General features: G+C 73.0%; 21 protein-coding genes. 7 read left to right on the top strand and 14 right to left on the bottom strand.

The features are described from left to right. Positions 1 to 9 precede the first annotated feature (9 nt). Entirely contained in the window at positions 10 to 1,452 is a 1,443-nt protein-coding gene (locus AC5WS8_RS11970) for an aminotransferase-like domain-containing protein (RefSeq protein ID WP_496103308.1), read from the bottom strand. Between AC5WS8_RS11970 and AC5WS8_RS11975 the strand changes: the two genes are divergently transcribed. Further along, positions 1,451 to 2,383, top strand: coding sequence for a DMT family transporter (locus tag AC5WS8_RS11975; RefSeq protein WP_496103309.1), 933 nt, complete (start codon positions 1,451 to 1,453; stop codon positions 2,381 to 2,383). The two genes, AC5WS8_RS11970 and AC5WS8_RS11975, sit on opposite strands and share 2 nt — an antisense overlap. A 127-nt stretch (positions 2,384 to 2,510) precedes the next feature. After that, entirely contained in the window at positions 2,511 to 2,717 is a 207-nt protein-coding gene (locus tag AC5WS8_RS11980; protein ID WP_496103310.1) for a DUF1918 domain-containing protein, read from the top strand. Positions 2,718 to 2,726: 9 nt separating this feature from the next. Here the strand turns inward: AC5WS8_RS11980 and AC5WS8_RS11985 are convergent, their stop codons facing one another. Further along, positions 2,727 to 3,947 (bottom strand): glycoside hydrolase family 10-like protein, encoded by a 1,221-nt coding sequence (locus tag AC5WS8_RS11985; protein WP_496103311.1) that lies wholly within the window; start codon positions 3,945 to 3,947, stop codon positions 2,727 to 2,729. A gap of 170 nt (positions 3,948 to 4,117) precedes the next feature. Between AC5WS8_RS11985 and AC5WS8_RS11990 the strand changes: the two genes are divergently transcribed. Both AC5WS8_RS11990 and AC5WS8_RS11995 read left to right on the top strand, forming a co-directional pair. Beyond that, positions 4,118 to 4,978 carry a 3-hydroxybutyryl-CoA dehydrogenase gene (locus tag AC5WS8_RS11990; RefSeq protein WP_496103312.1) on the top strand — a complete coding sequence of 287 codons (861 nt, stop codon included), beginning with the start codon at positions 4,118 to 4,120 and terminating at the stop codon, positions 4,976 to 4,978. 207 nt (positions 4,979 to 5,185) lie between these two features. Then, positions 5,186 to 5,443, top strand: coding sequence for a hypothetical protein (locus AC5WS8_RS11995; RefSeq protein ID WP_496103313.1), 258 nt, complete (start codon positions 5,186 to 5,188; stop codon positions 5,441 to 5,443). 14 nt (positions 5,444 to 5,457) lie between these two features. Here the strand turns inward: AC5WS8_RS11995 and AC5WS8_RS12000 are convergent, their stop codons facing one another. From AC5WS8_RS12000 to infC, 9 genes are all read right to left on the bottom strand, one after another. After that, entirely contained in the window at positions 5,458 to 6,003 is a 546-nt protein-coding gene (locus tag AC5WS8_RS12000) for an NUDIX hydrolase (protein WP_496103314.1), read from the bottom strand. A gap of 149 nt (positions 6,004 to 6,152) precedes the next feature. Then, positions 6,153 to 7,493: an NsdA family TPR-like regulatory protein gene (locus AC5WS8_RS12005; protein WP_496103315.1), complete on the bottom strand. Its 1,341-nt coding sequence runs from the start codon at positions 7,491 to 7,493 to the stop codon at positions 6,153 to 6,155. Positions 7,494 to 8,070: 577 nt separating this feature from the next. Continuing rightward, positions 8,071 to 10,584 (bottom strand): phenylalanine--tRNA ligase subunit beta, encoded by a 2,514-nt coding sequence (gene pheT, locus AC5WS8_RS12010; RefSeq protein ID WP_496103316.1) that lies wholly within the window; start codon positions 10,582 to 10,584, stop codon positions 8,071 to 8,073. Further along, positions 10,584 to 11,705 (bottom strand): phenylalanine--tRNA ligase subunit alpha, encoded by a 1,122-nt coding sequence (gene pheS / locus AC5WS8_RS12015; RefSeq protein ID WP_496103317.1) that lies wholly within the window; start codon positions 11,703 to 11,705, stop codon positions 10,584 to 10,586. The genes pheT and pheS overlap by 1 nt, the downstream gene beginning before the upstream one ends. 137 nt (positions 11,706 to 11,842) lie before the next feature. After that, complete coding sequence (locus tag AC5WS8_RS12020; RefSeq protein WP_496103318.1) at positions 11,843 to 12,979, bottom strand: sensor histidine kinase; 1,137 nt, start codon at positions 12,977 to 12,979, stop codon at positions 11,843 to 11,845. A gap of 50 nt (positions 12,980 to 13,029) precedes the next feature. Beyond that, on the bottom strand, positions 13,030 to 13,890 hold the full coding sequence (locus AC5WS8_RS12025; RefSeq protein WP_496103319.1) for a TrmH family RNA methyltransferase: 861 nt from the start codon (positions 13,888 to 13,890) through the stop codon (positions 13,030 to 13,032). A 215-nt stretch (positions 13,891 to 14,105) separates the two neighbouring features. Next, positions 14,106 to 14,489 carry a 50S ribosomal protein L20 gene (gene rplT, locus AC5WS8_RS12030; RefSeq protein ID WP_055492778.1) on the bottom strand — a complete coding sequence of 128 codons (384 nt, stop codon included), beginning with the start codon at positions 14,487 to 14,489 and terminating at the stop codon, positions 14,106 to 14,108. Positions 14,490 to 14,602: 113 nt separating this feature from the next. Continuing rightward, positions 14,603 to 14,797: a 50S ribosomal protein L35 gene (gene rpmI / locus AC5WS8_RS12035; RefSeq protein ID WP_007829094.1), complete on the bottom strand. Its 195-nt coding sequence runs from the start codon at positions 14,795 to 14,797 to the stop codon at positions 14,603 to 14,605. Positions 14,798 to 14,981: 184 nt separating this feature from the next. Continuing rightward, the gene (gene infC / locus AC5WS8_RS12040; RefSeq protein ID WP_496103531.1) at positions 14,982 to 15,629 is read right to left on the bottom strand and encodes a translation initiation factor IF-3; all 648 of its coding nucleotides are present in this window, start codon (positions 15,627 to 15,629) and stop codon (positions 14,982 to 14,984) included. Positions 15,630 to 15,998: 369 nt separating this feature from the next. On the opposite strand from infC, the gene AC5WS8_RS12045 reads away from it, so the two are divergent. Further along, positions 15,999 to 16,394 carry a DUF1844 domain-containing protein gene (locus AC5WS8_RS12045; protein ID WP_496103320.1) on the top strand — a complete coding sequence of 132 codons (396 nt, stop codon included), beginning with the start codon at positions 15,999 to 16,001 and terminating at the stop codon, positions 16,392 to 16,394. A 28-nt stretch (positions 16,395 to 16,422) separates the two neighbouring features. Here AC5WS8_RS12045 and AC5WS8_RS12050 read toward each other — a convergent pair whose 3' ends face one another. Then, a complete protein-coding gene (locus AC5WS8_RS12050; protein ID WP_496103321.1) occupies positions 16,423 to 17,154 on the bottom strand; it encodes an SseB family protein in 732 nt (243 codons plus the stop codon). Between AC5WS8_RS12050 and AC5WS8_RS12055 the strand changes: the two genes are divergently transcribed. Then, complete coding sequence (locus tag AC5WS8_RS12055; RefSeq protein WP_496103322.1) at positions 17,138 to 18,037, top strand: serine hydrolase; 900 nt, start codon at positions 17,138 to 17,140, stop codon at positions 18,035 to 18,037. The two genes, AC5WS8_RS12050 and AC5WS8_RS12055, sit on opposite strands and share 17 nt — an antisense overlap. Positions 18,038 to 18,060: 23 nt before the next feature. Here AC5WS8_RS12055 and mycP read toward each other — a convergent pair whose 3' ends face one another. Together mycP and AC5WS8_RS12065 are read right to left on the bottom strand one after the other, a co-directional pair. Beyond that, entirely contained in the window at positions 18,061 to 19,230 is a 1,170-nt protein-coding gene (gene mycP, locus AC5WS8_RS12060; protein ID WP_496103323.1) for a type VII secretion-associated serine protease mycosin, read from the bottom strand. Continuing rightward, the gene (locus AC5WS8_RS12065; RefSeq protein ID WP_496103324.1) at positions 19,227 to 20,624 is read right to left on the bottom strand and encodes a hypothetical protein; all 1,398 of its coding nucleotides are present in this window, start codon (positions 20,622 to 20,624) and stop codon (positions 19,227 to 19,229) included. The genes mycP and AC5WS8_RS12065 overlap by 4 nt, the downstream gene beginning before the upstream one ends. A 580-nt stretch (positions 20,625 to 21,204) precedes the next feature. Between AC5WS8_RS12065 and AC5WS8_RS12070 the strand changes: the two genes are divergently transcribed. Further along, positions 21,205 to 22,407, top strand: coding sequence for an amino acid deaminase/aldolase (locus AC5WS8_RS12070; protein WP_496103325.1), 1,203 nt, complete (start codon positions 21,205 to 21,207; stop codon positions 22,405 to 22,407). Positions 22,408 to 22,465: the final 58 nt, after the last annotated feature.

Here is a 22,465-nt window from a genome sequence, read left to right on the forward strand (position 1 = left end):
TGCGTTGCGCTACCGGGTCCGGACCACCTCGTCGCAGGCCGTGCGCAGACGGCGTACGCCTTCGGTGATCTGCCCCTCCCCCGCGGCCGCCGCGAAGCTCAACCGCAGGTGCGCGGCCGGGGGTTCGGCGCTGAAGTAGGGGCGGCCGGGGGTGACCGCGACGCCCGCGCGCAGGGCGCCGGCGGTGAGGGCCGGCTCGTCGGCCCCCTCGGGCAGGCGCGCCCAGAGGTGATAGCCCCCGGACGGCACGTGGGGCAGGGCGAGTTCGGGCAGATGCAGGCGCAGGGCGGCGGTCATCGTGTCGCGGCGGTGCTTCAACTCGGCGGCGACGGCGCGCAGATGACGGGGCCAGGCGGGAGAGCCGACGAGTTCCAGGGCGGCTTCCTGGAGGGGGCGCGGGACGAAGAAGGTGTCGACGATCTGGATCGCGCGCAGCCGCTCCAGGACCGGACCGCGGGCGGCCAGGGCGCCGACCCGGAAGCTGGGCGAGGTCGCCTTGGTGAGCGAGTTGACATGCACGACGACACCGTCGGGGTCCTCGGCCGCGAGCGGGGACGGCAGCGGGCCGGCGTCCTCGTGCACCAGCCGGCGGACGAAGTCGTCCTCGATCACGAACGCTCCGGCCTCGCGCGCGATGCGCAGCACCTCCCGTCGGCGTTCGGGGGCGAGGACCGCACCGGTCGGGTTCTGGAACAGCGGCTGGCACACGACGACCCGGGCGCCGGTCGCCCGGAACGCGTCGGCGAGCAGGGCGGGCTTGATCCCGTCCGCGTCGACCGGCACGGGTACGGGCCTCAGTCCGGCCGCGCGGGCGATGGCGAGCATGCCGGGATAGGTGGGCGACTCGACCAGAATCGGGGCGCCGGGCGGTGCCAGGGCCCGTAGCGCGGTGGTGAGCGCGGACTGGCCGCCCGCGGTGATCAGCACGTCGGCGGCGGTGATGGCGCCGCCGATGCCCCGTGCGAACCATTCACGCAGCTCGGCGACGCCCTCGACGGGCGGCCGGGCCCAGACGCCGGGGCGGCGGCCGGCGCGCGCGAGGGCCGCGGCCATGGCCCGCTCGGGCTGCAGTGAGGGGTGCAGATAGCCGCCGGTGAACTCGATGACGCCGGTGGGCGGGGCGGCCAGCGAGACCACCACTCCGGACGCGTCGACGCTGCGCGGTACGAGTTCGACGGAGGTGTCGGCGCTGAGCGCGACCTCCTGCCAGGCGGTGTCCCCCGCCGCCGGGGGCACCGCCCGTGGCTCGGCCCGGAAGGCCCCGGCTCCGGGCCGGGTGACCACGAGTCCCTCGGCGGCCAGCTGGGCGAGCGCGCGCGACACCGTCACGGGACTCACCCGGAACCGCTCGACGAGCGCACGACTGGACGGCAGCTTCTCTCCTGGAGAGTAGCGATTCAATTCCCGCCGCAGACGATTCACCAGCTCACCGGCGCTGCTACTCTCTTGCATGAGGACACAGGATAGCGCTACCGCCTCCACACGGATAGCAGTCACCGCAACGGCCACCGAGGCCGCCGCGGCCCGCGACCGCATCGGCACCCTCCAGGCCGCACTGGGCGTCGTCGCCTTCTCGCTCACCTTTCCCGCCACGGCCTGGGGGCTGGAGGGCTTCGGCGCCTGGTCGCTGGTGGCCGCGCGCAGTGTGCTCGCCGCCCTGATCGCCGGTGGCTGCCTGCTCGCACTCCGCGTTCCCGTGCCCGCGCGGGCGCACTGGGCGGGGCTCGCCGTGGTCGCGGCCGGGGTGGTACTGGGCTTTCCGCTGCTGACCACGCTCGCCCTGAAGACCTCGACCACCGCGCACGCCGCCGTGGTCGTCGGGCTGCTCCCCCTGACCACCGCCCTCCTCTCCGCGCTGCGGATGGGCACCCGGCCCTCCCGTACTTTCTGGTTCGCCGCCCTCGCCGGCGCCGCCGCCGTCATCGTGTTCACCGTGCAGCAGAGCGGCGGCGCGCTGACCGGCGCGGACGCCTACCTCTTCGGTGCCCTGCTGATCTGCGCCGCCGGCTACACCGAGGGCGGCCGGCTGGCCCGGGTCATGCCCGGCTGGCAGGTCATCGGCTGGGCCCTGGTGCTGTGCCTGCCGCTGACCGTGCCCGCCGCGGCCGTGGCGCTGTCGTACGAGCCGGTCCGTCTCACCGCGCACGGGGTGACCGGGCTGCTGTGGGTGGCGGCCGGGTCGCAGTTCCTGGGGCTGGTCGTCTGGTACCGGGGCATGGCCGCGATCGGCATCCCCAAGGCCAGTCAGTTGCAGTTGGCCCAGCCCCTGCTCACACTGGTGTGGTCGGTACTGCTCCTCGGCGAGCACCTCACCCCGGCCGCACCGCTCACGGCCGCCGCGGTCCTCGTGTGCATCGCGATCACCCAGCGGGCGCGGGGCTGACCGGGGCGGAGGACGGACCGGGACGTCCGGCGGCACCGGCCGCGGCACGCGGCCACCGGCGCGCCCCGGAGGCGAGCCGCCCGAAAACGGACCGATACTCCCGCAAGGCGACGAGGAGGCCCAGCAGATGCGCGCAACTGTGGGCGACAAGCTGGTGCAGCACGGCAGGATCGTCGGGCAGCACGACAAGGTCGGCGAGATCGTCGAAGTGATGGGCTCGGACGGCAACCCGCCGTACCGCGTCCGCTTCGAGGACGGGCACGAAGGGGTGTGCGCGCCCGGCCCGGACACCGAGATCCGCCACAAGGAGGACGCCCGGCCGATCGGACAGTAGGGGCCGGGTTCAGCGCGGCGGACTCGCCGGCCGGCGGTAGTGATCGGCGACCACCCGTGCCATCGCGCCGTTCGGGTCCGCGGCGACGTCCTTGGCGGCGAAGAAGACGTGCCCGCGGACCTGCGGGTAACGGTTGGCCAGAGTGAGGTGCAGGGAGAGTTCGGCCGGGTCCTGCCAGGCGCCGGGCTCGGCCGCGGCACCGGCCTTGTACAGCGCCTCACCCACGTACAGCTGTACGTCCGTGCCCTCGGCGACCGCCGCCCACCAGGGCACGAGTCGCGCGTAGTCGGCGGCGCCGTAGCCGATGTTCCAGTAGATCTGCGGGCAGATGTAGTCCAGCCAGCCCGACCTCACCCAGGTCCGGGTGTCCGCGTACAGGTCGTCGTACGTCTGCACCCCGGCCCGGGTGTCCGAGCCCCGGGGGTCGGTGCTCGCGTTGCGCCACACCCCGAAGGGGCTGATCCCGAAGCGGGCGGCCGGCCTGGTCTGCCGCACACGGCTCGCCGTCTCGCGCACCAGCAGGTCGATGTTGTTGCGCCGCCAGGCGGCCCGGCTCGGGAAGTCGTCGCCGTACTCCTCGTACGCCTCCTCGTCGTCGAAGTCCTCCCCGGCGACGGGGTACGGGTAGAAGTAGTCGTCGAAGTGGACGCCGTCGAGCGGGTAGCGCCGTACGGCGTCCAGGACCGCGTCCTCGACGAAGGCCCGGACCTCGGGCAGTCCCGGGTTGTAGTAGAGCTTGCCGCCGTAGGCCACGGCCCAGCCGGGGTGCTCGCGGGCGGGGTGCCGGGCGGCGAGCCGGGAGACGTCGGTGTGCAGGGCGATCCGGTACGGGTTGAACCAGGCGTGCAGCTGCAGTCCTCGCGCGTGCGCCTCCGCGACAGCCGTGCCGAGCGGGTCCCAGCCGGGGTCCCGCCCCTGGACGCCGGTCAGGTACTGGGACCACGGCTCGTACGGGGAGGGCCACAGGGCGTCGGCCGTGGGGCGCACCTGGAAAAACACCGTGTTGAGCCGGCGCCGTACGGCCACGTCGAGCAGGGCGCACAGCTCGGCGCGCTGCGCGGACGCCGTCAGACCGGGACGGGACGGCCAGTCGCGGTTGGCCACGCAGGCCAGCCACATGCCCCGCATCTCCCCGGTCGCCGCGCGCCGCGGCGCGGCCGCGGCGTCGCCCGCCGTCACCAGGCTCGCCACCGCGGCCACCGTGAACGCCCGGCGTGACATCCGGCCCATGCGCACACTCCCGTACTCTGCGGACCCGCCTCGTCACGGACCGTCCCGGTGCCCCAGCATGCTCCCACCCGGACGATCGATCATCGATACTTGGGAGTAACGTGCACGATCGGAGCAGGCGACCGGAACCCGATCGGACCTGCCAGCCGTAGATCAGCGAAAGGGACGATGTGACCGACATCGAACGCGTCGGAGTGGTGGGCTGCGGTCAGATGGGCGCGGGCATCGCTGAGGTGTGCGCCCGCGCCGGACTGGACGTGAAGGTCGCCGAGACCACCGGCGAGGCCCTGGAGATCGGCCGGACCCGCCTGTTCAACTCCCTGTCCAAGGCGGCAGAGCGCGGCAAGATCTCCGCGGAGGAACTGGAGGCGACTCAGGCGCGCCTCACCTTCACCACCGACCTCGGCGAGTTCGCGGACCGCGACCTGGTGATCGAGGCCGTCGTCGAGAACGAGCAGGTGAAGACCGAGATCTTCCAGGTGCTCGACCAGGTGGTGACCCGCCCGGACGCCATCCTGGCCTCCAACACCTCCTCGATCCCCCTGGTGAAGCTGGCCGTGGCGACCTCGCGGCCGGACCAGGTGATCGGCATCCACTTCTTCAACCCGGCCCCGGTGCAGAAGCTCGTCGAGCTGATCCCGGCGCTCACCACCTCCGAGGGCACCCTGAGCCGGGCGCAGCTGTTCACGGAGAAGCTCCTGGGCAAGCACGCCATCCGCGCCCAGGACCGCTCCGGCTTCGTCGTCAACGCGCTGCTGGTGCCGTACCTGCTGTCCGCCATCCGCATGTTCGAGTCGGGCATCGCCGGGCGCGAGGACATCGACAACGGCATGGAGATGGGCTGCGCCCACCCGATGGGCCCGCTGAGGCTCGCCGACCTGATCGGGCTGGACACCGTCGTCTCGATCGCCAACTCGATGTACGAGGAGTACAAGGAGCCCCTGTACGCCGCTCCCCCACTGCTGCAGCGGATGGTGGAGGCGGGCCGGCTCGGGCGGAAGACCGGCTCGGGCTTCTACACCTACTCCTGATCACCTCCCCCTGCTCACAGAGCGTCGAACTCCTGGCTCACACGGGCCCGGCACCGTCGGACGGTGCCGGGCCCGCGGCGTTCACACGGCGTGTGCGCGCCGGACCCGCATATGCCTCTCGCACACTCTCCTCACGGACCCACCAGGCGAGTTGACTCGGCATGCGCGTGCAAGGGATGTGAGACGACCACGGAAAGGAGCGGACTTGTGAGCGCCGATCCCGAGCATCCCGTCCTCCATGGAGAACTCGCAGAGTTACGCCGCCGGCTCGACGTCGCCTACGCGCGCGTCGAGGGCGGGCTTGCGCTGCTGAGCCATCGCACCGAGGAGACGGCCAAGGAACTGGACGAACTGCACACCCGCCTCATCACGCTGGAACACGGGCGCTGGCCGCTGCCCGCCGTCGCCGCCCTCACGGCGGTGGGCGCGCTCGTCGTGACCGTCTGGCAGGCTCTGGGCCGCTAGTGCTGTGACCGGGGTCAGGGCATCGCGTCCTGCCCGAGCCTGAGGTGGTGCAGCAGCAGTAACGCGGCCGCCATGTTGGCGGCCGGGACCTCCCCGCGGGCGACCATGTCGGGGACGAGCTTGAGGGGAACCCATTCCCGACGGTCGGACTCGAAGTCGTCCACGGGGTGCCCGACGTACTCGCCGTCGTCGGCCCAGTAGACGTGGTGCCGGGCGTCGGTGAGTCCGTTGGAGGGTTCGACGCTCATGAGATGGCGCAGGGGCCCCGGTCGCCAGCCGGTCTCCTCCTCGAGTTCGCGGGCCGCCGCGTCGGCGATGCCCTCGCCGTCCTCGACGACGCCCGCCGCGAGTTCCCACCCCCAGCTGTCGGTGATGAAGCGGTGCCGCCACAGCAGCAGCACCTCGTTGGCCTCGTTGACGATTGTGGCCACGGCGACGGGCCGCAGCCGTATCAGGAAGTGGTCGAGGTGCCGGCCGTCCGGCAGCTCGACATCCGCCAGGTTGACGCTGAACCAGCGGTTTTCATACACAGTTTGCTCGTTCTGTTTCGTCCACTGCATGGTTCTGCCACCTTCCGCCGAGTAAGGGGCAATATCGCAGCAGGAGCGGCGTCCCAGCAGGCTCACAGCGGCGCACGCCCGGCGCGGCGGGCGCAGGCGTCCGTGTCGGCGGACATCACGCGGTTGTCATGCGGTGGGTGGGGCGGTGACTACAGCGGTACGCGCAGGGCCCCGTCGATGAGTTCGGCCGCCTCCACCGTTCCGGCGAAGCCGCTGCGGACGAGGTGTTCGCGCACCGCCCGGAGTCTGTCACGCAGGCGCATGGACTCCATTCCGCGCGCCTGCTCCGCCATCTCCACCGCGGTGGCCACCGCCTTGTCGGCGTTGCCCTGGCGCAGCTCGATCTGGCTGAGCATGGCGAGCCGGTGCACCCGGCCCCGGTCGTGCGCGGGTGTGCCGACGGCGGCCGCGGCGTGCTCCCCGGCCGCCGCCAGGTCGCCGAGGCTGAGCAGCGCCTCCGCGACCTGGACGTTGACGAGGCCGGGCTGGACGTAGCCGGTCTCGTCCGGTTCGTGGCCGCGCCGGATGCGTTCTGCGGCCGACTCCGCCCGCCGGATGCAGGACAGCGCGCCCGATGCGTCCCCGAGGTGGGCGTACGCCTTCGCCTGCATCGCGTACAGGTCGGAGGCGAGCGCCGGGGTGATCTGCTTGCCCGCGGCGCGCAGCGCGGCCTCGGCGAAGGCCACGGCCTGCCGGTACTCCTTCATGAACAACGACTGGTTGACCAGCAGGGCTATGACGTACGCGCCGAGTCCCCGGTCCCCGCTGGCCTTGGCCAGGCGCAGCGCCTGGTGGAAGTAGCGCTGGGCGAGGCCATGGGCGTCGGAGTCGTACGCGCAGATACCGGCGACCGCGACAAGCCCGCCGGTGGCACGGTGCAGTTGGCGGCCCGTGGCGTCGGTGTAGCCGCCGCGCAGCAGCGGTGCCGTCTCGGCGTTGAGGAAGCCGACGATTCGGGCACGGGTGGCTATGCCGCCGGCCTTGCGGTACATCTGCTCGTAGTGGGCGCGGGCGGCGCGCAGCATCTCGATGTCGGCCGGGGTGACCCGGTGGCGGCCGCCGCGGGAGACGTCCACGTCCTCGGGCGGGTTCTCCCACTCCCACACGGGCATCACCGCGGGCGTGCCGGTCACGGCCGGGGCGCCCAGGATGTGGGGGCGCTGCTGTTCGTCGGAGCGCCACAGGGCGGTGGCGCGCTCGACGAAGCCGGAGAGGCTGGTGCCGTGCGGGGTGGCCGGTTCACCGGGGACGCCGAGGCCGATGTCGTCGAGGGTCACCGGGCGGTGCAGCCGGGCTGCGAGCACCTCGCAGATCAGGTCGGGCACCTGGCCGCGCGGGCGCTGACCCTTCAACCACCGTGCCACGGCCGTGTGTTCGTACCTGAGCGCGAGGCCGCGTGCCCGTCCCGCCTGGTTGACGTGCGCGGCCAGTCCCGCGTGGGAGATTCCGGCCTCGTCGAGGATCGCGTCGAGCAGAGTGTTGGGCTGCATGGGTGCACTCCGGTGGCTCGGTTTCGCCAGGGTAGTGCGAACCGCTTCACACGGGGTGTGAACGGAGTACGCGCATCCGCGCTGTGCGTGCGCTGTCGCGGAGAGTTGCCGGGCGCTTGACTTGAAAACCCTCGCAAGAGGCCGGCCGGGCCGCCGGCTCCCCCTCGTACAGTGCGGCGGCCCGCTCCACGCCGTCCGCCCAGCCGCCTGCCCGACACTCCGCGGCGGGGCGGACGGCGACCGGCTCAGCGGGTGCCGCTGAGGGTGCGCCCCGACAGAGGCGCGGGCTACCGCGCGACCAGCCACGGACTGCCCGCAGCCGGCGAACGACCCGCAGTTCCGCGACGTTTCCCACCGGGACCAGTGCCGCGGCAGGCGACGTTTGCCCATCGAGGAGCGGCGTCCGGTGCGTGCTCCGGGGGCGCCCCTGCTCGAAGAGCCTGGGGAGTGCCGGCCGGAAGCCCTCGTGGGACGTACTCGGGCTTCCGGCCGGTGCGGCGAGTGGGGGTCCCCCTGCTCGAAGAGCTTGGGGGGCGTGCCGGACGCCGCGACGGGGCGAACGTCGCCTGATGCGGCCCTAGCTTCGCAGCACCGCTCCCGTACGCTCGGCGGCCAGCGCAACCGCCGCGTCACGCGCGGCGGACGCCTCGTCCACCGTGAGCGTCCGGTCGGCCGCGCGGAAGCGCAGCGCGTACGCCAGCGACTTGCGGCCCTCGCCGAGCTGCTCGTCGTTCTCGTAGACGTCGAACAGCCGGATGGATTCGAGGAGTTCCCCGGCACCCTCGCGCAGCGCGGCCTCGACCTCCGCCTGCGGGACCGGCTTGTCCACGACGAGGGCGACGTCCTGCGTGGCCACTGGGAACGTGGAGATGGCCGGCGCCTGCGGGGTGCCGTCGCCGACGGCCTCCAGTGCGTCCAGGTTCAGCTCCGTCGCGCAGGTGCGCTCCGGCAGACCGAGGGCCTTCACCACGCGCGGGTGCAGCTCGCCCGCGTGACCCACGACCCGCTCGGTGCCGTCCGTGACGACCGCGAGCTCGGCGCAGCGGCCCGGGTGCCACGGCCCGTACTGCCCCTTGCGCACGATCAGCTCGGCCCCGGCCTCCCGGGCCACGGTCCGGGCGGCCTCCACCGCGTCGGCCCAGTCGGCCGGGCGTCCCTTGCCCCACCAGCCGGCCTGCTCCCGGGCGCCCGCGAGGACGACGGCGACATGGCGCGGCTGCTCGGGCAGCACGGCGTTCAGCGCGGCGATCTCCTCGTCGGTGGGACGCCGGTCGACCGGCAGATGGGCGGCCGCGCGCCGCTCCTCCCGCGCGTGGAAGACCAGCCCGGTCTCGAACAGCGCCAGGTCGTGCGAGCCGCGGCCGTCGTTGCGGCGCAGCGCTGCGAGCAGCCCCGGCAGCAGCGTCGTACGCAGCGCGGGCTCCTCGTCGCTGAGCGGGTTGACCAGCTTGACGACGCGGCGGGCCGGGTCGTCGGCCTCCAGACCCCACTGGTCGAAGACCTGCTCGCTGACGAACGGGTAGTTCGGCGCCTCGACATAGCTGGCCCCGGCCAGCGCCCGGCCGACGCGGCGGTGCAGCCGCTGCCGGTGGGTCAGCCCACGGCCCGAGGGGGGTTTCGGCAGCGTGGAGGGCAGGTTCTCGTAGCCCTCCAGGCGGATGACCTCCTCGGCCAGGTCGTTCGGGTCGGTCAGGTCGGGCCGCCAGGACGGCACGGTGACGATCAGCTCGTCCTGACCGTAGACGTCGCAGCCGACCTCCTGCAGGCGGCGTACGACGGTCTCGCGGCCGTAGTGCACGCCCGCGACCCTGTCCGGGTGGTCGGCCGGCATGGCGATGGTGTGCGGCGCGGACGGCGCGATGATCTCGGTGACACCCGCCTCCGCGGTACCGCCCGCGAGCAGCGCCAGCAGGTCCACCGCGCGCTGCGCGGCGGCTGCCGCGGCCAGCGGGTCGACGCCGCGCTCGAAGCGGCGGGACGCCTCCGAGGACAGCTTGTGCCGGCGCGCGGTGCGGGCGATGGAGACCTGGTTGAAGTGCGCGGCCTCGACCACGATCTCGGTGGTGGCGTTCTCCGCGTCGTCGTGGTCCGCGATCTCGGTGTTGGCCCCGCCCATGACGCCCGCGAGGCCGATCGGGCCGCGGTCGTCGGTGATGACGAGGTCCTCGGCGTGCAGGGTGCGCTTCACGCCGTCGAGGGTGGTGAACTTCTCGCCCTCCTCGGCGCGGCGCACGCCGATCGTGCCCTGGACCAGCTTGCGGTCGTAGGCGTGCAGCGGCTGGCCGATCTCCATCATCACGTAGTTGGTGATGTCGACGGCGAGCGAGATCGGGCGCATGCCGACCTTCTGCAGCCGGCGCCGCAGCCAGATCGGGGAGCGGGCCTCGGGGTCGACGCCGGTCACCGTGCGGGCGGTGAAGCGGTCACAGCCGAGCGGGTCGGAGATCCGGACCGGGTGGCCGAACGCGTTCGGGGCCGGGACGTCGAGCAGGGCGGGGTCGCGCAGCGGCAGGCCGTAGGCGATGGCGGTCTCGCGGGCGACACCGCGGATCGACAGGCAGTCGCCGCGGTTGGCGGTGACGGCGATGTCGAGCACCTCGTCGACCAGCTCGAGCAGCTCGACGGCGTCCTTGCCGACCTCGGTGCCCGGCGGCAGCACGATGATGCCCTCGGTGCCGTCGTCGCCCATGTTCAGCTCGTCGCTGGAGCAGATCATGCCGCGCGACATCCGCCCGTACGTCTTGCGCTCGGCGATCGCGAAGTCGCCGGGCAGCACGGCGCCGGGGAGGGCGACCACGACCTTGTCGCCCACGGCGAAGTTACGGGCGCCGCAGACGATCTCCTGGGGCTCGCCGGTGCCGTTGGTCCGGCCGACGTCGACCGTGCAGTAGCGGATCGGCTTCTTGAAGCCCTCCAGCTCCTCGATCGTCAGCACCTGGCCCACGACCAGCGGACCCTTGAGGTCGGCGCCGAGCTGCTCGACGGTCTCGACCTCCAGGCCGGCCGAAATGATCTTGGCCTGGACGTCGCGCCCGGTCTCAGTCGCCGGCAGGTCGACGTACTCCCGCAGCCAAGAAAGCGGGACCCGCATCAGATCTCCATCCCGAACGGCCGGGTGAACCGGACGTCACCTTCGACCATGTCTCGCATGTCCTCGACGTTGTGGCGGAACATGAGCATCCGCTCGATGCCGAACCCGAAGGCGAAGCCGCTGTACTTCTCCGGGTCGACGCCGCAGGCGGTGAGCACCCGCGGGTTGACCATGCCGCAGCCGCCGAGCTCGATCCAGCCCTCGGAGGAGCAGGTGCGGCAGGGCCGGTCGGGGTTGCCGACGGACTCGCCGCGGCAGACGTAGCACACCATGTCCATCTCGGCGCTCGGCTCGGTGAACGGGAAGAAGTTCGGCCGCAGCCGGGTCTTCATGCCCTCACCGAACAGGGACTGGACCATGTGGTCCAGCGTGCCCTTGAGGTCGGTCATGGTCAGGCCCTCGTCGACGGCGAGCAGCTCCACCTGGTGGAAGACGGGGGTGTGGGTGGCGTCCAGCTCGTCGGTGCGGTACACGCGGCCGGGGCAGATCACGTAGACCGGCAGCTCACGGTCGAGCAGGGAGCGGATCTGCACGGGCGAGGTGTGGGTGCGCAGCACGACACCGGACTCGGAGCCGCCGTCAGGGCCCTGTACGAAGAAGGTGTCGGCCTCGCCGCGCGCCGGGTGGTCGGGGCCGATGTTGAGGGCGTCGAAGTTGAACCACTCACCCTCGACCTCGGGGCCTTCGGCGACCTCGTAGCCCATGGCCACGAAGATGTCCTCGATCCGCTCCGAGAGCGTGGTCAGCGGGTGCCGGGCGCCCGCGGGTACGCGGTCGTAGGGCAGCGTGACGTCCACCGACTCCTCGACCAGCACACGGGCGTCCCGCTCGGCCTCGAGTTCGGCCTGGCGGGCGGCGAGGGCCTTGTTCACGGCGCCGCGGGCCTGCCCCACGCGCTTGCCGGCGTCGGCCTTGGCGTGCGGGGGCAGGGCGCCGATCTCGCGGTTGGCGAGGGCCAGCGGCGAGGCGGGGCCGGTGTGGGCGACCTTGGCCTCGTGGAGCGCGTCGAGGGAGTCCGCGGCGGCGAAGGCGGCGAGCGCCTCGTCCCGCATGCGCTCGATCTCTTCCGGTTTCAAGGCCTCGACCTCGACCGGGTCGTACGACTTATTGGGTGCCGACATCTCTTCCCGTGCTTCCGATTGGCTGGCGGACGGTCCCCGTCACCGACTCGTGGACAGTGCGTCACGGTTTTTGGGACACAAAGGTGCCAATGGCCGAGTCTAACGGGGCTGAGGTATGCGAATGCGCCCGCGGGCGCTCAGGCCAGGTAGGCCGGGGCGCTCACGGGCAACGTAAATCGGAACTCGGCGCCGCCGCCGCGGGCGCGACCGACCGTGATGGTGCCGCCGTGAGCCTCGACGATGCCCTTGACGATGTAGAGCCCCAGGCCCGTGCCGCCGCGCTTGCTGCCCCGCCAGAAGCGGGTGAAGACGCGGTTCATGGACTCCTCCGGGATGCCGGGGCCCTCGTCGCTCACCGTGACCGACGTGCCGGTGTCCTCCCCTTCGCGGGGGGACGCGGCGGGCGTGATGTCGATGGTGACGGTTCCCTCGCCGTGACGCACGGCATTTTCGAGGAGGTTGCTGAGCACCTGGTCGATCTTGTCGGGGTCGGCCCACAGGGCGGGCAGCGGCTGCTCGACGCGCAGCAGGAAACGGTCGGCGGGCTGGCCGGCGGCGACATACGCCTGGATGTGCCGTCCGACGGCCGCTCCTATGTCGACGGGCTGGCGGCGCACCTCCAGTCTCCCGGAGTCGATCCGCGAGATGTCCAGCAACTCGGCGATGAGCCGCGTGACCCGGTCCGCGTCGGCGTCGACGGTCTCCAGCATCAACCGCTTCTGGTCGTCGGTGAAGCGTTCCCACTTGGCGAGCAGGGTGGCGGTGAAGCCCTTGACGGAGGTGAGCGGGGAGCGCAGTTCGTGGGCCACGGTGGCGATCAGCTCGGCGTGGCCGCGTTCGGTGCGGCGGCGGGCCTCGGTGTCCCGGAGGGAGACGACGACGCGGCGGATCGGTCCGGTGGGGTGCGTGCGCACATAGCGGGCCGACACGAGGACCTCGCGTCCCCCGGGCAGCAGGAGGTTGCGCTCCGGCTGCCGTACGCGGATGGCGAGACCGCCGTAGGGGTCGGTCACCTGCCACCAGCGCCGCCCCTCCAGATCTTCCAGTGGCAGCACCTTTTCGAGCCGCTGTCCGAGGGCGTCGGCGGCGCGGACGGCGGTGATGCGTTCGGCGGCGGCGTTGAAGCAGATGACGCGCGCGCACTCGTCCGCGATCACGAGTCCGTCGGGTAGTTCGTCCGCATCGATGCCGAGCTCGGCGAGATCGCCGTGCCGGGATCCCGGGGCGCGGCGCGCGTCCCGTGACTCCGGCGCTCTGCTCGTGCCGACCCTCATCCCCGTACCCCACCTCTCGTCAGGCCGTGGGCCCCGAGCCCGCCACCCTACTAGCCGTGAGTGACGGAACGGCACCCTCCGGGGGCGCGCTGCGCACGCGCGGACGCATACAGACATACGGCCGCTGCCGTCGCGAGGTTCAGGCTCTCGGCCCTTCCGTGGATCGGCACACGGACGACGGCGTCGGCCAGCTCCCGGGTCTCCTCCGGCAGTCCCCAGGCCTCGTTGCCGAACACCCAGGCGGTGGGCACGCCCATGGTGCCCTTGTCGAGCTCGTCGTCGAGGTCGTGGTCGCCCGCGCCGTCCGCGGCGAGGATGCGTACGCCGGCGTCCTTGAGCCCGGCCACCGCCCGTTCCACGGGGACGCCGACGGCGACGGGCAGGTGGAAGAGGGAGCCGACGGAGGCGCGGACGGCCTTGGGGTTGTACAGGTCGACGGAGGCGTCGGTGAGGACCACGGCCTCGGCGCCGGCGGCGTCGGCGCACCGCAGGACGGTGCCGGCGTTGCCCGGGTCGCGCACGTTGGCGAGGACGGCGACGAGGCGCGGACGGCTGTTCAGGATCGCGTCGAAGCCGGTGTCGAGGAACCGGCAGATCCCGACCAGCCCCTGCGGGGTGACGGTGGTCGAGATGTCCGCGATGACCTGCTCGGCGGCCAGGTGGATAAGGGCGCCGGTGTCACGGGCCGCCCCCACGATGTCCGGGTACCGATCCGCCGCCTCGGGGGTGGCGAACAGCTCGACGAGGGTCGCCGTGCCCCCGCCCCGGTGCCCCGCGGCCTCCCGCACGGCCTGCGGCCCCTCCGCGAGGAACAGCCGCTCCTTGCCCCGGAAGTTCCGCTTCGCCAGTCGCCGCGCGGCGCTGACGCGGGGGGAGCGGGGGGAGATGAGCTCGGGGGTGGCGGGGGCCATGCGGTTCACTTTCGGAGTCAAGGGGTGTCGGGAACCTCTTTCCGCCGCGACAGGCGCTCAGCCACGACGGCGGATCTGGTCCCCCAGGCCGTCAAGGCTCTGGGGAGGCACGACTGCCCGCAGCCAGGACGGCTGCGGCCGCGCAGAGACAACCGGGCCCGCAGGCGTCGTAAGCCTGCGGGCCCGGTTCACGTCCGGCTGAAGCCGGCGCAGCGTTACGCCGCCTTCGGCGCGTTCACGTCCGCCGGCAGGGCCTTCTGCGCGACCTCGACGAGCGCGGCGAACGCACCCGCGTCGTTGACCGCCAGCTCCGCGAGGATCTTCCGGTCGACCTCGACGTTCGCGGCCTTCAGACCCTGGATGAAGCGATTGTAGGTGATGCCGTTGGCGCGGGCAGCGGCGTTGATGCGCTGGATCCACAGCTGACGGAAGTCGCCCTTGCGCTTCTTGCGGTCGTTGTAGTTGTAGACCAGCGAGTGGGTGACCTGCTCCTTGGCCTTGCGGTACAGACGCGAACGCTGACCGCGGTAGCCGGAGGCCTGCTCGAGGATCGCCCGGCGCTTCTTGTGGGCGTTGACTGCCCGCTTGACGCGTGCCACTTGTTAACTCCTTGTAGCGGGGCCGTGGTGGTCTTCACACGGCCCGAAACGATTGGGTCCCGGTCCTGACGTACGTACGGCGCGGACTGATCGGAAGATCGAGCGCCGTGGCGTCACTTGCCGAGAAGCTTCTTGATCTTCTTGGCGTCGCCCGGGGCCATCTCGGCGTTGCCGGTGAGGCGACGCGTCAGACGGGACGACTTGTGCTCGAGCAGGTGGCGCTTGCCGGCGCGCTCCCGGAGCACCTTGCCGGAGCCGGTGACCTTGAAGCGCTTGCTGGCACCGCTGTGCGACTTGTTCTTCGGCATAGCGCCGTTCTCTCCTCGTCGGTGGCGCTCCGGTGCCCGGTCGCGAAACCGGGCACGATGGAGCGTCGCTCTTGTATCGGTTACATCCTGGGACTGGCGTCCCGGGCTTTCCGGGGTCCGTACGTCCGCCCAGGGGCGGTCGTACGTCCGTACGTCCGGCTCCCCCGGGGCTCACGCCCCGGGATCAGGCCTCGGCGGATGCCTCGGCCGGGGCCTCGGCGGCCTCGGCGTCGGCGGGGTTCTGCGAACGGCCGGGATTGGCCTTCGCAGACGCCTTGCGGGCCTCCTGCGCCTGACGGGCCTCGGCCATCGCCTCGGTCTTCTTCTTGTGCGGACCGAGAACCATGATCATGTTGCGGCCGTCCTGCTTCGGGTTCGACTCGACGAACCCGAGGTCCTGGACGTCCTCCGCGAGACGCTGCAGCAGTCGGTAGCCCAGCTCGGGGCGGGACTGCTCGCGGCCACGGAACATGATCGTGATCTTGACCTTGTCGCCCTGCTTGAGGAACCGGACGACGTGACCCTTCTTGGTGTCATAGTCGTGCGGGTCGATCTTCGGCCGGAGCTTCATCTCCTTGATGACCGTGTGCGCCTGGTTCTTGCGCGCCTCACGGGCCTTCATGGCCGACTCGTACTTGAACTTCCCGTAGTCCATGAGCTTGCACACGGGCGGACGGGCGTTCGCCGCGACCTCGACCAGGTCCAGGTCGTACTCCTGCGCAAGCTCCAGGGCCTTGGCAAGCGGCACGATGCCGACCTGCTCGCCACTGGGACCGACAAGTCGCACCTCGGGAACGCGAATCCGGTCGTTGATGCGGGGCTCGGCGCTGATGGATCCTCCTCGGTAGCACCTACGGCCGCCTGGCGGACGGCCGCGTATATGTCTGGGTTGACACCAGGACCAACCATCGCGGCGCATGAAAAATGCCCCGGACGGGACACAGGCGGGACTCCGAGCTTTCCGGAGCACCGCCGCGGTGGACCGCGGGGCGCGATTTCGGGCGACTCCACCGTCCGTACGGAACGGTGGTGGCCGCCTGACCGGTGACCCGCCGCCCTCGGGGCGGCCAGGTGGGAGATCGGAGCCTCCACTTGTGGGCCGGGCAACCAGGTGTCCGGCCGGTCGTCAGTCAAGGCTAGCAGCTTCGGTCGGCCAGGGCTAATTCAGGCGAACGCACGTCCGGCACCTATCGTGTGGAGCATGAGTGACACCTCCCCCTCGGAATCCGAGGCCCCCACGGAATCCCCGGATTCCGCCGCGCAGCCCGACTTCGACGCCATGACCCGCGACATCGCGGAGGTGCCCGCGGTCGAGGTGATCGTGACGGTCGCCGTCAACCTGATGAGCGCCGCCGCCGTGAAGCTCGGTCTCACCGAGGAGGGCGACAAGCACAAGGACCTGGACGAGGCCCGCAAGCTGGTGCACGCCCTCGCCGGGCTGCTCGACGCGACCGCGACGGAGATCAGCTCCTTCCACGCGGCGCCGCTGCGCGACGGCCTGAAGTCGCTGCAGCTGGCGTTCCGCGAGGCGTCGGTCGTCCCGGACGAGCCGGGCCAGGGCCCGGGCGAGAAGTACACCGGGCCGGTCTACGGCTAGCGCCCACCCGCAACCGCACGAAGACCGTTCACGAACGCACGAACAGGGGCTCGCCCGGGGGCGTCGCTCCGGCCGGCAGGACTGCCAGGTCGAGGCCGCGTACCAGGCGGGCCCTCAGCGTGTCGTCCGCGGCCATCCGCTCGGCCACCGCGCGCGCGGCCTCGGCAGGGCTCGCCGCCGGATCGAGGACGAGCGCGAGGATGCCGTCGGCCCGGCCGGGGCCGAGGTAGGCGCGCTCGACGGCGGGCTCGGCGGCGACGGCGGCCCGTACGGCGCCGGTGACGGCCGGGTCGGCGAGCGGGTCGGTCGTCGTACGGCCCTCGGCCAGGGCGAGCAGTGCGGGGCCCGACAGTTCGAACGGCACCGGCCCGGACAGGTCCAGGACGATCGTGTCGGCCTTCTCGTGCGCGGCGGCCTGCAGGGCCTGGTGCAGCGGGACGGCGACCGGGCGGGCCGCCGGGTCCCAGCGGGCCAGCGCGTCCGTGGAGGTGAAGGCGGGCAGGGCGGTGCGGCCCCCGGCCTTCAGCGTCGGTACCGCCATCTCGCTGGTCTTCTCGCGGCGCAGCCCCCGCTCGTCCTCCTCGGCCTCCCCGAGGACGGCCACCACGGGCACCAGGAGCCGTGCTCCCTCGAGCGCCTCCAGAACGGGCCCCACCGCACTGTGGTCCTCGGCCCAGGCGGCGAGCGCGGCGCTCAGCCGGGGGTCGGCCGAGCCGTCGTCGCCGGAGAAGCCGGGGTCGGGAATGTTCTTGTTCGCCACGGTCACCGACCCTATCGGGGGGTCTTCGCCGGGATCCGGCCACCCCTGGGACGCGAGGGCAGCCGCTCTCACGGGTCTGTCGTCGGCGTCGTCGGCGTCGTCGGTGGCGCCCTCGGCGCCGTCCTCGACGAGCCAGGAGGCATCGATGGAACCTGCCGCGGAACCCTCGGCGGACCGGGACGCGCTGCTGGAGCGGGCGATGAGGTCGGTGGCCGTCGAGGACACGGCGGACGTGGCCGTGGCGGTGCTCTCGGCGGGCTCCGGGCAGAGCGCCGCATACGGTGCCAGGACCTTCGACACGGCGAGCATCGTGAAGGTGGACATCCTGGCGGCACTGCTGCTCCAGGCGCAGGACGCCGGCCGGCAGCCGACCGCGCGGGAGAAGGCGTACGCCGCCGCGATGATCGGGAAGAGCGACAACGCGTCGGCGTCGGAGCTGTGGACCGCGATCGGGCGCGCCGCCGGCCTGGACAGTGCGAACAAGCGCTTCGGCCTGACGGACACGGCCGGTGGCGACGGCGCGCTGTGGGGGCTCACACGGACCACGGCCGCGGATCAGCTGACGCTGCTCCGGCAGGTGTTCGAGGACGACACGGAGTTGAGCGGGCCCTCACGGTCCTGCCTGCGCGGGCTCATGGGCGACATCGCCGAGGACCAGCGGTGGGGGGTCTCCGCGGCGGCGGACGGTTCCGCGTGGGCGTTGAAGAACGGATGGCTGCCCCGGAGCACGACCGGACTGTGGGACGTCAACAGCATCGGACGGGTGACGGCCGGCGGGCGCGACTTCCTGGTGGCGGTGCTGTCCGACGGGAACTCGACGAAGGAGAAGGGGATTTCCGTGGTGGAGGCCGCGGCGCGAGCGGCCGTCGCCGTGTTCGGGTGAGCACACCGCGGGAACGCGGTTCCTCAGGGGGCGCTTGCGCGGCCCCTCCACAGCATGACCGAAGCCACCAGCAGCGCCACCCCCAGGACTCCCGCCAGGGGCGCCGCCCAGCCCGGCGAGTCAGAGTCCGCGCCGGCCGGGTCCGGGCCGGGGCCGAAGTACTCCTTGCCGTAGGCCGCCGCGTGCAGGTTGTCCGGTTCGAGGCCGGCCGCCGCCTTGATGGCCGCCGCGGGGTCGATGAAGCCGAAGCCGCGCGAGTCGTCCCGGCCGCCGGTGGGGGCGTTGCGGGCCGTCTTCTCCAGGAGCTGCTTGATCTGGGCCGGGCTGAGCCCCGGACGGGCCGCCTTGATGAGGGCCACGGTGCCCGAGACGAAGGCGGAGGCCGCGCTCGTGCCCCAGCCCTCGTAGTACCTGCGGTCCGGGTCGGCGATGACCACGTCGACGCCGGGGGCACTGACCGTGGCGTACCAGCGGCGGGTGGAGAAGGAGGCGCGGGTGCCGTAGCGGTCGACGGCGGTGGCGGCGATGACGCCCGGGTAGGCGGCCGGGTACGAGGTGTGGTCGCCCAGTTCGCCGCCGTTGCCGGCCGAGGCGACGACGGCGACGCCCTTCTTCAGGGCGTACTGGATCGCCTCGTCCTCGGCCGCCTCCGGGTGCGCGGAGCTCGAGTCGTCGCCGAGGGAGAGGTTGATGACGTCGGCGCCGTGGTCGGTGGCCCAGCGGATGCCTTCGGCGAGGGCGTTGCCGCGGGTGTTCCGGGCCTTCGAACGGGCCGGGTCGCCGTCCTCGAGGATGACGCGGACGGGGAGGATCCTGGCCTCGGGGGCGACGCCCATGACGCCGTCGGTGTCGTCGATGCCGTGGCCGTGGCCGGCGATGATCCCGGCCATGGCGGTGCCGTGCCGGGCCCAGGGGCGATCGCCACGCCGGGCGCCGAAGCCGACCAGGTCCTTGCCGGGCAGGACGTTGCCCGCCAGGTCGGGGTGGGTGTCGTCGACGCCGGTGTCGAGGACGGCCACGGTGATGCCCTTGCCCTTGGTCGTCCGCCAGGCCTCCTGGAGGTGCAGGGCGTCGAGGGCCCACTCCTGGGCGCGGATGCCGTCGGCGTGGGCGGAGGCGGCGGGCAGCAGCAGGGCGAGGGCGCCGGCGAGGAGGAGGGTGAGCAGGCGGGCGCCGGTCGTACGGGCGCTCATGAGGGCTTCTCCGTGGCCGAGGCGAAGGACTTGCGCAGGGCCGCCTCGACACGGTTCGCGAGGCCCGCCGCGTCGTTGCCGAGCCCCGCCTGGGCGGGGGCCGTGGTGGCGCCGGTCTTCACGGCGTCCTCGGCCGGCTGGGGTTCGGTGACGGTGCGGCCGTCGGCGAAGCCGGAGACGGCGTAGACGACGACGGGGGCGTCGGTGAGGACGGATATCGTCCAGGACGCGCGCTGGGCGTCGCCGAAGCCCGCCGCGACCGTGCCCTTGGCCGCGTACGGTCGGGGCATCAGGTCGGTGCGGCGGTCCAGGCCCCCGTCCTTGAAACGACCGGCGAGGGCGCCCATGGCGGCGGCGTCGGCGCGTGTGAACAGCAGCCCGACGGTGGTGACCTGACTGCGGGTCGCGTCCGTGTAGGTGGCCCGGAGCAGGCGCAGGCAGCCGACGGGTTCGAGAGCCTTGCGCAGCAGGGGGTCGAAGGCGTCCGCGCAGCCGCTGTCGGGGGCGACGGCGATGCGGGTCCAGGTGCGGTCGGCACCCCCGGGGCCGGCGCCGGGGCCGGCGACGGTGGGCGGGAAGAGCCGGTCGACGGGGACGCTGTGCCACAGGGTCCCGGCGACGGCGTACGCGCCCCGCGCACCGTCCGCTGAGTCGTCCCCGGCGAGCCAGCTGCCGGTCACGGCACCGCCGATGAGACCCAGCCCGAGGACGAGGCAGGCGGCGGACGCGGCGACCCGGGGGCGGATGCGGACGCCGAAGGGCCGCGACCGGGGGGTGTCGACACCGCGGGTGTCGGGTCGGGCGAGGGTCACGAAGGGCCGCGCCGGTGGGACCGGGCGCAGCCGTGCGGTGGTCTCCACGATGCCGGTGGCGTCCGCGGCGGGGGCGGTGCCGATGGACGGGGGCGCGTCGGGGAAGCGCGCGGTGGCCGCCGGCGGGGGCGGGCCGGGGGTCTCGGCGGGCCGGTCAGGTACGACGTCCGAGGCCCGGTGGGGCTCGGGGACGGGTCGCGCCGACGGCTCCCGGCCATCACCGGGTGCGCCCTCGCAGGCGCCGGCGGGCCGCTGGGGCGCGCCCGCGCCGAGCCTGAACGGCCGGGTGACGGCACCGGTCCGGGTGGCCGCGCCGCTCGGACGGGGGTGGGCGGGAGTGCGGCCCGTGCCGGAATGCCCGGGGGTGTCCGCCGCGTCGGGCCGGCCGAAGCCGCCCTCGCCACCGGAACGCCTCGCGAACTCGTCGGAACCGGGCCGCGCCGGGGCCCCGGCCGTGCCCGGCCCGGTCGCGGTCCGCGTCCGGGGCTGCTGCTCGGTGCGGGGCGGGACCGACGGGGAGGACGTACGGGCAGGTGGTGTCCGCCGCGGTGCGGCGGAGGGTGCAGGCGCCGGCGGTTGCACCGGCCGGGGCGGGACCCCTGCGGCGGATCCGTTGCGCTGCGTCGACCGAGGGCGGTCGTCCCCGGTGGCGGAGGTGCCGTTCGCCCCTGCGGACGGAACACCCGGCCGCGTCGAGGGGCGGGGAGAGGGCACCGTGGACTCGGGGCGCGGCGTCGGGCGGGGCGGAGTCGCCGGCTCGTCAGATCCCGTCGACGCGCGGCGCGAAGGCACCGGGCCGCCCGGCGGCGTGGCGGGGCGGGGCGGGGTCGAGGGGCGCGGAGGGATGGAGGCGCGGTGCGCTTCCGTGCTCATGCACCCCCCGTTTCGATGTCGCCGGGCCACCCGGGACGCCCCGGTTGTTCGACCGCCCGGGTGGACGGCCGGTGGGCGTGGTGCGGACGCCCGCCCGTCCCGGGCAGGCATACCCGCGCGAGCGGGCGCCCATCCCGGGCGTACGCGCCCGAGCGGATCAACCGCTTGCCCACGTGCGCGTCACTCTACGGGTTGATCCGCCTCGAACGGGAACCGGTCCACGTCACCGGTGGCATCTGCCCGGATCGTCCCCCTACCCAGCGGTAATCGCTTCTGGCAGGCTGCGTCCATGACTGCCCGCGCCGCAGACCGGGCCCGCTACGACCGGGCCACCGCTCATCTCGACGCCCCTGTCGCGATCGTGGACCTGGAGGCGTTCGACGCCAACGCCGACGACCTGCTCCGCCGGGCCGGCGGGAAGCCGGTCCGCGTCGCCAGCAAGTCCGTACGCTGCCGCGCCCTGCTCGAACGCGTGTTGGCCCGGGACGGGTTCGCCGGCGTCATGTCCTTCACGCTCGCCGAGTCGCTGTGGCTGGTCCGCTCCGGCTTCGAGGACGTCCTGCTCGCCTACCCGTCGGCCGACCGGCAGGGTTTCGCCGAACTGACGGGCGACCCCAAGCTCGCCGCCGCCGTCACCGTGATGATCGACGACCCGGCCCAGCTGCGCCTCATCGACGACGCCCGCCGGGGCGGCACCGAAGAGGTGCGCGTCTGCCTGGAGTTGGACACCTCGCTGAAGCTGCTCGGCGGCCGGGTCCGCGTCGGCGCGCGCCGCTCGCCGCTGCACTCCCCCGAGCAGGTCGCCGAGATGGCGCGCACGGTGGTCCGCACGCCCGGTTTCCGGCTGGTGGGCATCATGGCGTACGAGGGCCATGTCGCGGGCGTCGGCGACGCGGTGGCCGGGCGTCCGGTACGGTCGCGGGCCATCCGGCTGATGCAGGCCACGGCGCGCAGGGAACTCGCCCGTCGGCGTGCCGAGGTGGTGCGCGCCGTCCGCGCCGTGGCGCCGGACCTGGAGTTCGTCAACGGCGGCGGCACGGGCAGCGTCCAGTACACGGCCGCCGAGGACGCCGTGACCGAGATAGCGGCGGGCTCGGGGCTGTACGTGCCGCGGCTGTTCGACAACTACACCTCGTTCCGCGGCCGGCCGGCCGCCCTGTTCGCCCAGCCGGTGGTGCGCAGGCCGGGCGTCGGGGTGGTGACCGTGCTGGGCGGCGGCTATCCCGCGTCGGGCGCCGCGGGCCCCGACCGGCTGCCCGTGCCGTATCTGCCCGAAGGGCTGGCGTACGACCCGCAGGAGGGGCCCGGCGAGGTGCAGACGCCGCTGCTGGGCGCGGCCGCCGACGACCTGCTCATCGGCGACAAGGTGTGGTTCCGGCACGCCAAGGCGGGTGAGCTGTGCGAGCGTTTCGAGGCGCTCCACCTGGTCGAGGGCGACCGGGTCACGGCGACGGTGCCGACGTACCGCGGCGAGGGGCACACCTTCCTCTGACGCGGCCCGCCGGGGACGGCCCGGGGCGACGGTGCCGTCCCTCCGGGCGCCCCGGGTG

It is taken from the genome of Streptomyces sp. PTL18 (assembly GCF_059510295.1).